Origin of the sequence: Microvirga lotononidis (assembly GCF_034627025.1) — a bacterium.
Classification (GTDB): Bacteria; Pseudomonadota; Alphaproteobacteria; order Rhizobiales; family Beijerinckiaceae; genus Microvirga; species Microvirga lotononidis.
Map to the genome: position 1 here is coordinate 614674 of NZ_CP141049.1, position 14867 is coordinate 629540.

The 14867-nt window shown below is 61.7% G+C and carries 13 protein-coding genes and 3 pseudogenes; 7 read left to right on the plus strand and 9 right to left on the minus strand.

Going from position 1 to position 14867, the window contains the following annotated elements; all coding sequences use genetic code 11:
- Positions 1-169: 169 nt before the first annotated feature.
- The 4 genes from U0023_RS26470 to U0023_RS26485 all read right to left on the minus strand — a co-directional run bounded on the left by U0023_RS26470 (position 170) and on the right by U0023_RS26485 (position 5161).
- Positions 170-2044, minus strand: a complete 1875-nt coding sequence (locus U0023_RS26470; RefSeq protein WP_009488702.1) for a methanol/ethanol family PQQ-dependent dehydrogenase — start codon at positions 2042-2044, stop codon at positions 170-172.
- A 314-nt stretch (positions 2045-2358) separates the two neighbouring features.
- Positions 2359-2661, minus strand: coding sequence for a hypothetical protein (locus tag U0023_RS26475; protein ID WP_154660872.1), 303 nt, complete (start codon positions 2659-2661; stop codon positions 2359-2361).
- Between the two features lie 261 nt (positions 2662-2922).
- Entirely contained in the window at positions 2923-3870 is a 948-nt protein-coding gene (locus U0023_RS26480; RefSeq protein ID WP_245272830.1) for a YVTN family beta-propeller repeat protein, read from the minus strand.
- A 61-nt stretch (positions 3871-3931) separates the two neighbouring features.
- Complete coding sequence (locus U0023_RS26485; protein WP_009488705.1) at positions 3932-5161, minus strand: ABC transporter substrate-binding protein; 1230 nt, start codon at positions 5159-5161, stop codon at positions 3932-3934.
- Positions 5162-5490: 329 nt separating this feature from the next.
- Between U0023_RS26485 and U0023_RS26490 the strand changes: the two are divergent.
- The 3 genes and pseudogenes from U0023_RS26490 to U0023_RS26500 all read left to right on the plus strand — a co-directional run.
- Positions 5491-5631, plus strand: a pseudogene (locus U0023_RS26490) (IS6 family transposase); the annotation flags it as partial.
- 4 nt (positions 5632-5635) lie between these two features.
- A pseudogene (locus U0023_RS26495) lies at positions 5636-5863 on the plus strand (IS5/IS1182 family transposase); the annotation flags it as partial.
- A 1000-nt stretch (positions 5864-6863) separates the two neighbouring features.
- Positions 6864-7832, plus strand: coding sequence for an IS5 family transposase (locus tag U0023_RS26500; RefSeq protein WP_009488708.1), 969 nt, complete (start codon positions 6864-6866; stop codon positions 7830-7832).
- A gap of 53 nt (positions 7833-7885) precedes the next feature.
- On the opposite strand, the pseudogene U0023_RS26505 reads toward U0023_RS26500, so the two are convergent.
- The 4 genes and pseudogenes from U0023_RS26505 to U0023_RS26520 all read right to left on the minus strand — a co-directional run.
- A pseudogene (locus U0023_RS26505) lies at positions 7886-8035 on the minus strand (trehalase-like domain-containing protein); the annotation flags it as partial.
- 6 nt (positions 8036-8041) lie between these two features.
- The gene (locus tag U0023_RS26510; RefSeq protein WP_009488709.1) at positions 8042-8839 is read right to left on the minus strand and encodes an SDR family oxidoreductase; all 798 of its coding nucleotides are present in this window, start codon (positions 8837-8839) and stop codon (positions 8042-8044) included.
- A gap of 136 nt (positions 8840-8975) precedes the next feature.
- Entirely contained in the window at positions 8976-9494 is a 519-nt protein-coding gene (locus U0023_RS26515) for a DUF1612 domain-containing protein (RefSeq protein ID WP_245272822.1), read from the minus strand.
- On the minus strand, positions 9389-10114 hold the full coding sequence (locus U0023_RS26520; RefSeq protein ID WP_009488711.1) for a hypothetical protein: 726 nt from the start codon (positions 10112-10114) through the stop codon (positions 9389-9391). Before U0023_RS26520 ends, U0023_RS26515 begins: the two co-directional genes overlap by 106 nt.
- 424 nt (positions 10115-10538) lie before the next feature.
- Here U0023_RS26520 and U0023_RS26525 point away from each other — a divergent pair, with 424 nt between their 5' ends.
- The 3 genes from U0023_RS26525 to U0023_RS26535 are packed head-to-tail and all read left to right on the plus strand — an operon-like array spanning position 10539 to position 12162.
- Entirely contained in the window at positions 10539-10751 is a 213-nt protein-coding gene (locus U0023_RS26525) for a hypothetical protein (RefSeq protein ID WP_154660874.1), read from the plus strand.
- Entirely contained in the window at positions 10748-11179 is a 432-nt protein-coding gene (locus tag U0023_RS26530) for a PIN domain-containing protein (RefSeq protein WP_009488713.1), read from the plus strand. The genes U0023_RS26525 and U0023_RS26530 overlap by 4 nt, the downstream gene beginning before the upstream one ends.
- A 59-nt stretch (positions 11180-11238) precedes the next feature.
- Positions 11239-12162 (plus strand): recombinase family protein, encoded by a 924-nt coding sequence (locus tag U0023_RS26535; RefSeq protein WP_040637728.1) that lies wholly within the window; start codon positions 11239-11241, stop codon positions 12160-12162.
- A 604-nt stretch (positions 12163-12766) separates the two neighbouring features.
- Here the strand turns inward: U0023_RS26535 and U0023_RS26540 are convergent.
- The gene (locus U0023_RS26540; protein WP_040637729.1) at positions 12767-13564 is read right to left on the minus strand and encodes an aminoglycoside phosphotransferase family protein; all 798 of its coding nucleotides are present in this window, start codon (positions 13562-13564) and stop codon (positions 12767-12769) included.
- A gap of 440 nt (positions 13565-14004) precedes the next feature.
- Here U0023_RS26540 and U0023_RS35465 point away from each other — a divergent pair, with 440 nt between their 5' ends.
- Positions 14005-14316, plus strand: coding sequence for a uracil-DNA glycosylase family protein (locus tag U0023_RS35465; protein WP_083861244.1), 312 nt, complete (start codon positions 14005-14007; stop codon positions 14314-14316).
- Positions 14317-14867: the final 551 nt, after the last annotated feature.

Consider the following 14867-nt stretch of genomic DNA (forward strand, 5'->3'; position numbering starts at 1 on the left):
TCATCGTCGTCACGGCAAAAGCTGCAACCCTGCCCCACCTACAGTTCTTTGCCATCTTTCAATCCCTCTCACGTCAGCCTTCGGGTTCGTCCAGCGGCGTTTTGAGCTGAGAACGCCTAGCATCGACCCGCGATGCTAGGCGCCTCATTCTCAGCCGAGCTCTCTGGCTTCATTGCGCCGGCAATGCGAACACCGTGAGCGTGCCGCCGAGCGTGGTGTAGTTGGAAAGCGCCGCATAGCCACCGACCGCGCCGAGGCCGGCCGTTTCGATGGCCCGGTTGCCCTTCTCCTCGCGGCCGGGATTGACGGCGGTCTGCCAAGCTCCGGCCCCCTGCTCGCCCATCAGGCCAGCGGCGAGACCGATGCCGGCCCATCCACCGACGCCGGAGAGGACGGCAACATACTGCCTTCCGTTGTGCTCATAGGTCGTCACGTTGCCGATGATGCCGGACGGGGTCTTGAACTTGTAGAGTTCCTTGCCCGTCTGGGCATCGACGGCCTTCAGGTAGCCTTCGAGCGTACCGTAGAAGACCACATCCCCTGATGTCGCCAGGGCACCTGACCAGACCGAGAACGGCTCCTTGTTCGACCAAGCGATCTTTCCCGTCCTGGCATCCCACGCGATGAAGTTCCCCATGTTAGTCTCGCCCTGAGGCGGGAACATGGACAGGATCGCGCCAACATAGGGCTGACCTGCCGTGTAGTTCACCCGGAACGGCTCGTAGTCCATGCAGACGTGATTGGTTGGGACGTAGAAAAGACCCGTCCGCGGCGAGAACGCCGCCGGCTGCTGGTCCTTCGAGCCGAGCGCGGCAGGACAGACGTGCTTCGTATTGACGTCCTCTCCCTGCTGTTGGGTCGAGTACTGTGACACCACCAGCGGGCGCCCATAGTTCGGACTGTTCTTGTCCATCTCGACCTTGGAGACCCAGTTGACGGCCGGATCGTACTTCTCCGCGACAAGGAGCTCCCCATTGGTGCGGTCCAGGGTGTAGGCGAGCCCGTTCCGGTCGAAGTGAACCAGGAGCTTGCGCGGACGTCCGCCGACCTCCTGGTCGACCAGGATCATCTCGTTCACGCCGTCGTAGTCCCACTCGTCATGGGGCGTCATCTGGTAGAACCAGCGGGCCATGCCGGTATCCGCATCGCGGGCCATGATGGTCATCGACCACTTGTTGTCGCCTGGGCGCTGCTTCGGATTCCAGGTGGAGGGGTTGGCGGTCCCGTAGTACACGAGGTTCGTCTCGGGATCATAGGAGTACCATCCCCAGGTCGTCGATCCGCCGACCTTCCACTGCTCTCCCTGCCAGGTCTTGAGGCTGGAATCCTTGCCGATCGGCTTCCCAAGATGGGTCGTCTTGTCCGGATCGACCAGCATCTCGTTGTCTGGTCCGGTGGAATAGGCGCGCCAGACCTGCTTGCCTGTCTTCATGTCATAGGCCGTCACGTGACCGCGCACACCAAATTCACCACCCGAGATGCCGACAAGCACCTTGTCCTTCACGGGCATGACGGTCGCCGTGTTGGTTTCCCCCTTCTTTGGGTCGCCGTTCTTGACGGACCAGGCCACCTCACCGGTCTTCGCATCCAGCGCGACAAGTGTCGTGTCTGCCTGATGCAGGAAGATCTTTCCGTCCGCGTAGGCGAGGCCGCGATAGACCGTATCGCAGCACATGACCGGAATAACGGTGGGATCCTGCTTCGGCTCGTACTTCCAGAGGATCTTGCCGTCATTGTTCAGGTCGAGAGCAAAGACGTTGTTCGGGAACGGGGTGTGGACATACATCACGTCCCCGATCACGAGCGGCCCGCCCTCATGCCCACGGAGGACCCCGGTCGAGAAGGTCCAGACAGGCTGGAGCTTACTGGCATTATCCTTCGTGATCTGATTGAGCTTGGAAAAGCGGGTGTTCGCGTAGTCACCCGTTTGGATGGCCCACTGCTTCGAATCCTGGGTCATCTTGATCAGGTCTTCGTTGGCGATTGCCGGCGCAAAGGCCGACGCCGTGCCGAGCAGCACGGTCGCAAGCACAACTCGTCGCATTTGTTTCCTCCCAATGCACGCATTATGCCAAGACGCGGCCGACATCATGCCGACCGCTCACGCGGCGCACTCATGGGATCATTCGGCTTCGGTGACGCGTAGCTGCCACATACGGCGTCGGACCAGGTTTAGCGTGAGCTTCGCCTGGCTGGCGTCGGACGGCGCAGCGAACGCCAGCCCGGTTTGACCGAAGATTAACCTAATGTAGAATAATTCTCAGGGTTAAGCAATTTCCTGCTTTCGGTCATCATATCGCTTGCATGCAAGTTATATGCGCGACTTCAATTTGGAGAATTGCTCTTATTCGGCCTGGATCACTTCGGCGCGAAGAGCCTGTCGGCCTCCTGCACCGCACTCATGCAATCGGTCTCCTTACCGTCACGGTCAAAGGTGCGGGCCCGGTCGAGTGCTGCCATCGCCTGGCGCACGTTATCCGATCCAGAAGCATTTCCTGCGCCCTGCGCCACCTGCGCACTCGTCGGTTGGCCCTGCGTCTGGGCGCGGGTATCCGCGGGGGACGTCGCGCGGCCCTGTGTGACGGCATTCATCGCGGGCGTTGCCTCGGTTTTGGGGAGCTCCCCCGCCTTCGGCACCTGGATGGTGCCGGTTGAATTCACCGCCCCTCCCTGCGTCGCCTGGGAGCCGCTTGGATTGATCGGACCGGAGCCAGCATCTCGGCTGGCCATCTGCTTTGAGACGCTGTCTATGCGTTCGGCACAGGGCCCAGCCCATGCAGCTCCGACGCTGGCTCCTAAGGCAATTACACCAACAACAATGAAAGTGTTCGCCATCATGTGCGCTCCTCCCTCAAAGGAATTGCACGACATGACAATGGACCTCTTGCCGAGGCGGTTCCATCAGCAAAGGGGGTATCCCTTTCACTTCGGTCCTACCGCTACGCCCCAAGGATAGCCGCCAACCTTGACGCTCTTCAGCACCTTCGCGGCGTCCACGTCGATGATCGAGATGTCGCTGGAGATCCCGTTCGTCGAGATCAGGAGCCGCTCATCTGGAGTCATCGCGAGCTGCCAGACACGCTGACCGACAAGCAGGTACTTCTCGACCTCCATGGTCTCCGCATTGATCACCGCTACCCTGTTGGCGGGCCCCAACGCGACGAACGCCCGCCTGCCATCTCTGGTCAGCCGAACGCCGACCGGTTGGATTGCCTCCTTCGAAATACCCGGGATCGAGAAGCCGATCTTCTTGATGACCTTGCGGCTAGCGGGATCGATCACGCTCACTGTCCCGCCGACTTCCGATGATACCCAAAGTCTGTTGCCGTCAGCGGAAAATTCGGCGACCCGCGGCCGGGCATCGACCAACACGTTGCCGACGATCTTGTGGCTCGCCGTATCGATGAAGTGAGCCATATTCGTGGTCTCGGACGTGTTCACGAGGACCGCCCCGTCCGGACTGATCCCCATCCCCTCCGGCTCCACGCCGACGGGGATCTCGGCAAGCACCTGGTTGGACGCCACGTCAACCACCGTGACCATGTTGTCGTCCTCGTTGGCGATGTAGAGCGGGTTACCCTTCGGGTGCAGGATGAAGAGCTCGGGGTCCGGGCCGGATCTGAGATTACGCACCACCTTCCCGGTCGCCGTGTCCACCACGTCGATGCGGTTGTCGTCGCTCGCGCAGACGTAGAGCCATTTGCCGTCGGGGCTCAGGGTGACGCCTCGCGGACGGCGTCCGACCTTCCAGGTCGCGACCACAGCCAGCTTGTCCGAGTCGATCACCGAAACGGTGTTGTCCTTCTCGTTCGAGACATAGATCGTATAGGCGCTCGCGTCGGCCGCGACACCCAGCCAGACAACCCCCATGACTGCAAGCACTGTCCTTTGGCCGACGAAATCCCACGACATGGCAATCCTCCCGGTTATGTCATTGAAGCTTGCAGGCGGTCTCTGGCTGATCGAAGCCCAGGGTGTCGAGCGGCGTACGCTGGTGAAGGAAGCCCTGCTCGGGAGCCACCGACACGAGGAAGCGCGGCTGCACGAGGAGAAGAGGCTGGCGGAGTTGCTGGTCCCAAGGCCTGAAGCTCAGCGAGACACCCTTGTAGGCCGGGAGGCTGAAATCGGCTCCGCGGATGAACCCCCTCACGACGGTGGGATCGGTCGCCTTCGTCTGGGTCACGGCCTCGCCAACCGTCCTGACGGCCATCCAGACCTGGTAGTCGAGCGGCCGCATCAGGCGATCGGACGCGCGCCGGAAGCGGGTCTGAGCCTGCGCCGCCCCCCAGACCTCGAATGTCGGATGCCATGTGGTGGCGGTCAGTCCCTGGGTGCCCATGACGAGCTTCGGATCCCACGTCCGAAAGGCGAGATAGTCGCCGAAGTCCCCAGCCTCGTCGGCGACGATGGCGACGTCGTAATCGAGGTTCTGTGTGAAGGTCAGGGCCCCTGCCGTGGTCGGACTGTCGGCCTTCGCACGGGCCAGCGGACCGAACTCCCATGGCTTCTCCGCCGCGATCGCCAGCCCGAACTTGCGGGCGGATCGTTTCATGGCTTCGGCGTACATCTTGTCCCCGGGCTGGGGCCCGACGATCAGGAACAGCCGACGCCACCGTTTGAAGGCGAGGAACTGGCTAAGGGCGTCCGTCAACATGGCCCGGCTTGGTACCACGTGGAACACATTGGATCGGCAATCGGCACCCCGCAGCCGGTCGTCGGTGGCGCTGACATTGAACAGTACCACGTTCTCGCCCTTGAGCGCGTCGGCAATCGCCAGGAGTTCGTCGGCCGGGAGATTGAGCACCAGGTATCCCACGCCACGCGTCACGAGCACCCGCGCTGCGGCAACCGGGTCCTGTCCCTCCTCGAGCGTCTCCTCATCGAGAACGTAACGATGGCCCGTGAACTGCCCGGTCGTGTTGTTGTCGCGAACCGCCAGGCGTCCTCCTGCGAGACCCTCATCCTCGGGCGCAGGATCGAATTCGTACAAAGGAGGCGGAGGCAGCTGACGGGTGATCAGCCCGATATGGATATCGGTGGGATCCGGCGTCTGCGCCCACGCGGGGAGGATGGGTGAGGTGATGGCGACGAAGACGCTAAGGATCCACGGGAAGAATGGCCAATGGACCCACAAGCTTTGACTTGAGCGAAGCAGTACCATGGTATGGTGCCCTGTTCACACGAGGCCGAAGTGCATAGCCGTGAAAACGCAGTACCTGACGCACGACCGCTTCGGCTGGTGAGAAAGATTATTGCACAATGGCTCCGCTGAACAAGGCGGGTCTGTCAGCCGGAGTGACGGGTTGTCACCCTTGGCAATTGCTGGGTAGCGTTCTGCGGCCTCGATCATGGCCTTCGGGAAACTCTCTTCCCACCTTTCCTGACCCACTCGATGTCCTTGGGGTAAATCGGATGGTCGAGGTTGAAACGCGGATTTCAGGGTACCGTCAAATTAACCCAAGAGTGACCGGATCGCGGCACATCTGAGGGATGAAACCGTCCTGCCGTACTCACTATGCCCGCCACCGCTTTCCGGCTGAGGTGATCAGCCAGGCCATGCGGCTCTATTTTCGGTTTCCTCTCAGTCTGCGCATGGTCGAGGAGATGCTTGCTGCCCGAGGGATTGAGGTCAGGCCCGATCGCTTCGGTCACGGCTGATGGCGCGTATGATGGTGAACCCGTCTACCGCATCATCGCCGAGCGAGATCCTGCCCCTGCGGTGATCATGCCACCGCTGTCAACAGCAGTGCCGAGCAGCACGGCCGAGACGGCGCCGACGCCGCGGGATCGGCAGCTTCGGATGATCCAGGAGCGTGGTCGGCGGGGCTGGCAAAAGGCGTTGAACCACCGCCGTCGAGCCCTAAAACAGGGTTGAAGCTTCGCCTAGCCCAACTGAGGTCAGCCTGAGCAGCCAACCTCAGCGGAAATTCAGCACAGCCAGCATTTGAACCTTACCAGCCACCCTCATAGTATTCCCGATTGGGGCTGCGCCTGTAGACACGAGGATAAGGCTCCTCAACGTAATCGTATCTACGATAACTGCGAGACGGGCGGTAATAGTCTTGAGCATAGCCTCTGCGCCGATAGGAACGCCCATCGCCGTAGTAAGCTCCATCGGGACTGTAATAGCCGCGGCCATAGGGCCCAGCGACCATGCCATTTCGCCACGTCCCTGTACTCTCTCCTGCCTGGACAGGATGAGACCAGACAGTGACAACTCCTGATAGCATCAAAGCTGCCAACCCTGTCTTCACGAGCCCAGCATAATGCATTTTAATCTCCGCAAAGGGGGATGTGTTCATAATAACACCAAGCAACGGGGCTTCGTTCCTGTTGTCAGCTAGGACTATTCCACTTCTTGAATGAACTTCTTCTGAATAGATTCAACCCATAACATTAATGAACGAGGACATCAGGCGCGACTAGCTGCCATTCATTACCGGAGGAAAGACTTGGTGGGTTGACCTACCGGAGATCCGGATAGACACTGAGTTTGGGCTGGGAGTTCATTGGTCCTCCCTGACACTCAGGCTCCTTAGCGGGGCCTTTTCTTTGCCCACACGTCACATTATGGCCACGGTTAGCTTTAGGCTCTGGTTCAGACAGCCAGGAGCCTTGCCATGCAACTTGCTCTGCGGACGGTGCGGAACCTCAGCCTCTTGCTGTTTTTGCTGGGGGCTACTGCTTTGGTCGCGTCAATCCTACTTGCCGTGTCCTATGCCGCAAGCGTGGTGGCCTCGGCTCTGATGTCCCCCTGAGTTCCTGATTAATTCCGTCAAGGGGCGTTATTGCACGAATAGGCGAGTTGGTAACTGGAACCGGGCGACATAGGAGGACTGCGCCCCTCTTATCGGACACCTGCCGTGCCGTTCAAAGCCAATGCCGCCCGCCGGCATCGCATCCCCAAGCAGCGGTACCGGGTAACGAACTGGGCCGAGTACGACGCCGCCCTGCGTCAGTGGGGAAGCCTGACGGTCTGGTTTTCTGCGGAAGCCATTGCCGCCTGGCGGGCCGAGCCCCGCACGACACGCGGTGGTCAGCCCCACTATTCGGCTTTGGCGATCCAGACAGCGTTGACGCTGTCAGCCGTGTTTCGGTTGGCGCTGCGTCAGACCGAGGGGCTAATCGGCTCGATCCTCCAACTCCTAGGCCTGGGTCTGGCGGTGCCGGATCACTCGACCCTGAGCCGTCGCGCCGAGACTCTGGAGGTGCCAAAACCCTGTCCAGGTTCCAGAGGACCTGTGCACCTGCTGGTCGACAGCACGGGCCTGCGGCTGTGCGGACCCGGCGAGTGGCTGACCGAGAGGCACGGCACCCGGAGACGCCGATCCTGGCGCAAACTGCACATCGGGGTCGATGCCGAGACCGGGCAGATCCTCGCCTCCGAGCTGACGCCCCATGATGTCGACGATGGCTCACAGGTCGAGCCCCTGCTCGACCAGATCACAGAGCCACTCGCCTCCTTCATCGGCGAAGGAGCCTATGATCAGACTGGCATCTATAGCACCGTCGCCCAGCGTCATCCTGATGCTGACGTGATCATTCCACCTCGATCAACAGCGGTACCGAGCGAGATGGCCGAGAGCACTCCGACCCAGCGCGACCGGCATCTCCACAGCATCGCGGAGCATGGACGCACGGGTTGGCAGACGAGGTCCGGGTACACGCGTCGGGCCCTGGTCGAGGCCGCCATCAGCCGGCTGAAACGAGTGATCGGGGATGCGCTACGCTCGCGGACGGATCGGCGTCGCCTGACGGAGGTGGCCATCGCCATTGCTGCCCTGAACCGCATGCTTGAGCTTGGACGCCCGAAGTTCGTCCGCATCACCTAAACTGAAGGCATGCGATGGGCGGAGTGCGTTCACAAACCGACCCGTGCAACACGGTCAAGCAGAGCGGCAAACAGTGTCGGACTGTCGAACCGAGGCCAGCAGAGAAAATCGATCGACCCGTCCATGCCTAACAGCGCGAGCGAGCGCAGGTCGCCGACGACACCGTAGTTCTCAATGAGCTGTTGGGTGGTTGCGGAACTCACGGGCGGCTATCCGTTGTCCGCGAAGCCCGGGTACAGGGTCATGCCGCCATCGACGAAGAGGGTTGTGCCGGTGACATAGTCGCTCTCGTCAGACGCGAGCCACACGGCTGCGCGGGCGACATCCTCCGGCTCGCCGATACGGCCGTAGGGGATCAAAGTGAGAAGCCTCCGGAGCGCTTCCTCTGTCTCCCAGGCGTCCTTGTTGATCGGGGTCCGGATTGCTCCCGGGGCTATGGAATTCACCCGGATGCGGTCAGGCGCGACCTCCTGGGCCAGGCTCTTCATCATCAGCATGATGCCGCCCTTGGATGCGGCATAGTTCACGTGCCCTGCCCAGGGGATCACCTCATGGACCGAGGACATGCAGATGATCTTACCGCGAGCCTTCGACAGATCGGGTCGTTCGTCCTGTGCCAAGAACTGCCGCACGGCACCGCGGCAGGAGAGGAATTGCCCGGTAAGGTTGACGTCGATGACACGCCGCCAATCCTCGAGTGAGAGATCCCGGAACGGCGCATCTTTCTGGAGACCCGAGTTCGCCACGAGGATGTCCAGCCGGCCGAACCGCTCGACGGTGGTAGCAATCATCTGTTCGACAGCACCCTCATCTGAGACATCGGCCTTGATGGCGAAAGCCTCGCCACCGGACGCTCTGATGTCTGATGCGATGGCCTCAGCTGCCTCGCGACCAGAGTGATAGTTGATGGCGACTTTGGCGCCAGCGGCCGCGAACGCTTGTGACACTGCAGCGCCGATGCCGGACGAGCCGCCCGTCACCAGAGCGGATTGAACTTTCAACACCATCGCTTCTCCTGCAGCTGCGCCCGGCGGATGACACAGAGACCGTTCGTGAACACGTCTCTGGCCCATCGGTTCCGGAGAACGGATCAGTCAAATCTGAGTGAAGCCGTTTGCGTTTACGGGCGGGAACAACCAGGCCTTACACGATACCCCAAGCGCGGTAGCGGGTTCGGCCGGTGAGCTCGCGCGGCAGGGCGCCCCCGAGCTGGGTCAGCATCAGGTCGACCGCTTTGGGCGTGACCTTCAGCAGTTTGGCCGCGAGCGGCCCCGTCACCAGCGGGCGTGACAGGAACAACTCGACCAACCCCGGCAGCTTCGAGTTGCTGCGGCACTCCTTGGTGACCCGGCTCATCAGCTCGCGGGCGAGGACGAGCCGGTCAAGGTCCTTGTGGGCGAGGCTCAGCGCCTCCTCCAGCACCTGGCAGAAGCCCTCCAGCTTCGCCTGAGCCCCTTCCCTGCCCTGCGGCCGGAACTTCGACTGCTTGAACCCGGCGGCCAGCGGCAGCAGATGGCTCGTCAGACCTCGGGCGCGCAAGATGGCGGCGGCCATAATCAGCCCGAGCCACGGCAGGCGGGTGTAGAGGTTGAGATCGAGCCACGCGTTCCACGCCACCGCGGCTGCGGCGATGGCTGGCCACGAGCTGGTGCGCTTGACCACGTCAAGCCACAGGTCCTCGGCCTCGGCTTCATCCTGATCCGGGTCATAGACCAGATGCGAGCGGCTGTCCGCAGCGGGGTCTCGCCAGCAAGCACCTGGTTGGTGCGATCCAGCAGGGCATCGATCTCGGCAAAATGCGCCTTCCACAGATCAGCATCGTTGGCATAGAGCAGATACGCCTCCTCATCGTCCGGGTTCGGCTTCCTGACCTTCGAGCGCACGCTGGTGTCCTCGGCCACACCGCCGAGACCGCGCAGGGCGGCCAAGCCGTCAATGGAGACCGGCCACGGTGCCTTCCTGGCCGTGGCGGTACGCCGCGCGCGCAGGGCGGCCGCGGCCCGGGTGAGCTCGTGGGTCGGATGGCGCACGTCCATGCCGGCATCGTGCAGCACCAGGTCGCCGACATCGACGAGGTGTCCGTCGAGAAGGAGAGCGCGCACGGCCTCCGTCATGTCGCAGCGCGACTGCCAACCGGCAGCCAGGCCGGAGGCCTCCAGGCGGGCATCGAAGCGGAGAATGGCGATCGTGAGCTGCTCCAGACGACCGGCGATGCTCTCCCACGGCAGTTCCAGCACCGGAAGGGCAGGCGCGTCCAGACGCTCCAGGTCAGTGAATTCCATCGGATTGCCCCCTCGCCCTGTCCGGCCAGCCACGCTTGCGCCCCCCAAGCTAAGTGATTGATCTAAGAAGCTATAGCTTAGCCGAGAGAAGCGAAGCAAGGTTTGGCTACGACGTAGGGTGAGACATTCCAGCATTCTGCAAAGCGGCATCCGCCCAGTTCAGGAGAGGTGTGTCGAGCGAGCCGTTCTGGAGGCGCTTCCGCGAGCCTTGATAGCACTGAAGGGCTCGAAAAGCCCTTAGTTTAAGCCATTTTGGCAGGCTGGTGGGAAGTCCTTCCTTCCCGGGCTGGTTAACAAAATGGCTTGAGAAACGTTTGCAAACGATCGTTAGTACACACCATATGAAATTGTACAAATCGTCTTCCCGTCGCTTGAAAACGGCGCCCTACACGTTTACATACACGCCATGGCACATGCGATTACGATGAGAGAACTCCAGAAACTGTCGGCGGCTTCGATCGAGCGGCTGCCGGGCGCTGTCCCCGTGCAGAGCGATGGGCGGACCGTTGCTCTGCTCGTCCCCCTGCGCCCCGCTTCCGAAGCGGCCCGGGCACGGTTTCGCCAGGCGCTGGCACAGGCGCAATCCCAACGCTCTCCCGAGGAGCAGGCTGCCCTTGACCGCGAGTTCGGCCCTTGAGCCGACCGCGCGGCGTTCCAGCCGCCTTGGTGGTCGACGCCAATATCCTTGTAGCCGCGGTCCTGGGGTCAATGACCGGTGCACACCTGGACCTGATCTCAGGTCGGCGGAGCCTGCTCATCAGCGAAGAAGCCTTTGATGAGGCCTATCGGGTAATCGGGCATGTCAGGCCCAGCGATCTCGCCGTTCTGGAAAGCCTGCTTGAGCTCGTGACCATTATCGCCCGTGAGGACGTCGCCGACGAGGATAGGACAGCAGCTGCAACTGCGCTCAGCAACGGGCCGGCGTCCCGTAACGGCAGCGTCACCGATGCCCACTTGCTGGCTTTGGCGTGGACCCTCGATGCCGACGTATGGAGCCACGATCGTGATTTCGCGGGGACCGGCTGGCCCTCATGGTCGACCGCCAATCTGTTGTCAGCCATATAAGCTTCGAACATCATCTTCTCTATAGTAAGCCCGAGAACCGAACCAGATTAGCGACTCTGATGGCCCCCTCCCCTGCTCCGAAACGGCGCCTGATCGGCTATGCCCGCGTGTCGACCGAGGACCAGATGACGGACGCCCAGCTCATCGAGCTCAAGGCGGCCGGGTGCCTGATGATCCATCAGGAGCAGGGTTCAGGTGCGTCTCGGGCCCGTCCGGTTCTCGCTCAGCTGCTCAAGGAGATCCGGGCCGGGGATGTGCTCGTCGTCGTGCGCCTCGACCGGCTGGCACGGTCAGTGAGCCACCTGCTCGAGGTCATCGAAGGGCTGGAAAAGAAGGGAGCGCATTTCAAATCGCTCCAGGATCCGATCGATACGTCGACTCCCCAGGGCATGTTCTCGCTACAGGTTCTCGGTGCGGTGGCGCAGCTCGAGCGATCGCTGATCTCCGAGCGCACCAAGGCCGGACTACGGGCTGCCAAAGCCCGCGGGAAGGTTCTCGGCAACCCCGGGGTTCGCGAACACCGCCCGGAAACTATCCGCCGGCTGACACTTGCCCGAGAGAAGCGGTATCTCGACCCGCTCATTGCCTCGGCCGATCGCTGGATGCCCACGGTGAAGCGCATGCGGCCGAGGCACTCGTGGACCGACGTCGTTCGGGTTCTGAATGGATGGGGCCAGGACTGGACGGAGGAGCGCCTTCGGCGTGCGGTTCGAAAACTAGTCTCGCAGCGAATGGCTGATCCGGTGCTCCTTCAGAATTCCCCTCGCCGCTCCTCTGACGATCGCCTCTCGATGCTGATTGCTGGCATCGCCATGGCCGATCCGGATCTGTCGCTGCGGGAGATTGCGGTGCAACTCGAACGCATGCGAGAGCGAACCCCGCGAGGTGGGACGAAATGGAACGCCTCTTCCGTCAAACAGCAGCTCGATCGAGCACGAAAGGCCGGGATGGCTCTACCGACGTCGCTGGAGGGGGTGGTTTAGCACCGCGGATGATCCGGTTAATCTGTGAAATTGCTCCCCGACTGGGCCAACAGGCGCGGGTTAACTGCCAAAGATTGGGTCTCAAGCTGGGCTTATATTCATCCCTCACCAATCCGCATCTGACCCATCGAAGCCTGACAGTTCGGCCGCGAGTTCCTGCAGCGCCCGATCCAATGGGCTTCGCCGTCCGCCGGTTCTAATGGAGCGCCCAGCCCCCTGCCCTCCCCGTGTTAATCGCCGCCTGACGGTCCTTACCCCTCTCACGATCAGGTGGGCAAGCTCATCGTCGCCGAGCTCGTTAACCATATCTTCGATCTCGTGGCGGCTTGCCCGCTTTGCCAAAGACGTAAGTGACACGGCCTCTACAGGCTCCTCCTCAAGAGTGTTCCTCGGGATAGGAGGGGCTGGACGCTTGGCGGCAGCAGGTTTGGGTGGGGAGGCTCCGAATAGGTCCCCCTGCCTCTCGTCCCAGGATTGTCGCCGCATCGGCCCCGTCCCAAAGGTTGGCGTCCCCTGCCCTGCAGGATGGTAAGGCAGACAACCCGTCTCTGGATCCACGATCCACCCCGTCCTCTTGGTCCTTACTATAACCGCACGGGGCAGATCATCGATCCAGCTCCGCAGCGGCCAACGACGCGACCTCTAGATCAATAGCTGCCAACGGATTACCGTCGCCCAAGAACCACACAGCCGATAGCCCAGTCCAGGCTAGGATCCAGCGTAGTAGCCGTCGCTGCTCCAGCCCTGCGGCAGAGGTGACGAGTTCCAGACGACGCGCGAAGCGGCCGGGCATAGTTGCGACCGGGTGTGTAGGATCCGCCAGATCGGGGTTTGTAAAGATGTTGGCGAAGTCGAAGCCGCGCTCCCCGACCAAGCGCTTCGGATCAATGGCGACCCAGCCGCGTGCTCCGAAGTCCAGCACGTTGTCGTGGTGCAAGTCACCATGCAGGACCCCGACCTCACGGGGTTTAGCCAGCAGCGTACAGGCCGCCTCAGCGCAATGGACCAGAATGCCCCCATGCGTGGCGGCTGCCGGCTCCAGGTCGCGAAACCAAATCGCCAGTGGGATCAGGTCACGACGCGGATTCGGCCTGGGGGCGTGCAGCCGGGCAGCGGTAGCACATAGAATGCGGCAGGCTTCGTCATCGTGCCCTGATCGGGCCATTTCAGCGAGAGAGTCAGAGCCGGTAGCGCGCTCCAACAATAGGGCCTCATTATCCCGAGCCAGAACCCGCGCTGCGCCTTCTCCGTCCCACCATTCCATCAGCACGCCGCCGAAGCGCTCGTCCTCCTCATGGGATATCTTGAGCATGGCGGGCTCGCCATCCTGTGTTACTGGCAACAACCGAGCGGCTGGGGTGGTGATAGGATCGCCGTCGGGAACCAGGTTCCAGAGAGTCAGGGAGGGCTCAAACCTCGGTCAGACATATCACAGCGTATGGCCGCTTAGGAGACGCGGACCGCTACGGTTGGTGGGTGCGAAGCGCCAGATTTTGTCCAGGAAGAGTGCAGGTGAGGACTTGATCGGTTGTCCGCGGACAACTAGGCGCCGGACCTCAAGTTCGTCCCGCTGCAACAAGCACGCCCGAGATTTTTATTTCGAGGGTTGTCCGCGGACAACCCATGGCTCCGACCCGTTCCACACTGGGTCCGCCCTTTAAGAAATGGCGGACCCCACACGGCTCCTTTCAGTCGGTTGTCCGCGGACAACCGATCTCCCGGTCGAAAGTTGGCAAAGTTACTGCACGACGGATCCTACACAGGACAAGATCATTCCGTTAGCTTAACTCTCGTTTTGGGACGGCGATGGAATAGGGTAGGGGGCCGCCGGCGCCTCGATTGATGGGTTGTCCGCGGACAACTACACTGTCCCGCCGATCTCACTCCAAATCGGACCTACGACCGAAAAGGCTCCCAGACGTTCCCCTTAAGAGCCTCAAGATCGTGTTCTGCGGACTGGCTGACGGTAATCGCTCTGCCGCGTCGGGTGCCAACTACGCGCAACCCGGCAATCGCTTTTGGTCGGCCCTCTCTCAGGTAGGGCTGACATCTAGGCAGCTCCAGCCCCTCGATTTTTGGAATTGCCCAAGTTCGGCATTGGCTCCCGCCGATCTCGCAAAAGGCGTCCGAAACCGCCACCGGTCTCGCGGATAGCGAATACCACATTAGGTCTTTCGCATGACGGATGGCCCAGCCCGGATCCAAGTTCATTGCTTTCAACGGGAATGAGGCCGCAGCCAGATTCCTCAAGCGCCGAACTGGGAAGAAACCTACTGGATTTCAGATAGAACGGGTTGGGAAATCGCGTATCTACGTCGTTCGATAAGCGTCAGGGCTGGCATCACGTTACCGGCAGATTGCGCCGTGGCGTGAGCTAGCACGGGCATCCTCCATGCTATGCCACCTGAAGGAAACGGCTCATTAACCATATATCTGCACTCTCATTGAGCCACGCCGCTATGGCGCAATCACACAGTTGCCCGCACCGCGAGTAGAACTGCACTTGACAACCCAAGACGGGTTGTCCGCGGACAACCGGCGGCTGATGTTCAACCGGCGCATTCGATGCGGATGCCTCCAGCAGCTTGGCCGGCGCCTTTCTGAGAGAGGCCGTGTCTGTCAAAGAGGGGAGGGGGCGGTCACCGCTGCTTCCAATGCTTCGCTTCCGTCGAGGATATTTCGACCTATTCAGCTCACTTGAGCAA

What these genes read in the sequence shown, in the direction of transcription:
- U0023_RS26470 (WP_009488702.1), bottom strand. Translation starts at nt 2,044, where the DNA reads ATGCGACGAGTTGTGCTTGCGACCGTGCTGCTCGGCACGGCGTCGGCC.
- U0023_RS26480 (WP_245272830.1), bottom strand. Translation starts at nt 3,870, where the DNA reads ATGGGGGTTGTCTGGCTGGGTGTCGCGGCCGACGCGAGCGCCTATACG.
- U0023_RS26485 (WP_009488705.1), bottom strand. Translation starts at nt 5,161, where the DNA reads ATGGTACTGCTTCGCTCAAGTCAAAGCTTGTGGGTCCATTGGCCATTC.
- U0023_RS26510 (WP_009488709.1), bottom strand. Translation starts at nt 8,839, where the DNA reads ATGGTGTTGAAAGTTCAATCCGCTCTGGTGACGGGCGGCTCGTCCGGC.
- U0023_RS26520 (WP_009488711.1), bottom strand. Translation starts at nt 10,114, where the DNA reads ATGGAATTCACTGACCTGGAGCGTCTGGACGCGCCTGCCCTTCCGGTG.
- U0023_RS26525 (WP_154660874.1), top strand. Translation starts at nt 10,539, where the DNA reads ATGAGAGAACTCCAGAAACTGTCGGCGGCTTCGATCGAGCGGCTGCCG.
- U0023_RS26535 (WP_040637728.1), top strand. Translation starts at nt 11,239, where the DNA reads ATGGCCCCCTCCCCTGCTCCGAAACGGCGCCTGATCGGCTATGCCCGC.
- U0023_RS35465 (WP_083861244.1), top strand. Translation starts at nt 14,005, where the DNA reads ATGGGTTGTCCGCGGACAACTACACTGTCCCGCCGATCTCACTCCAAA.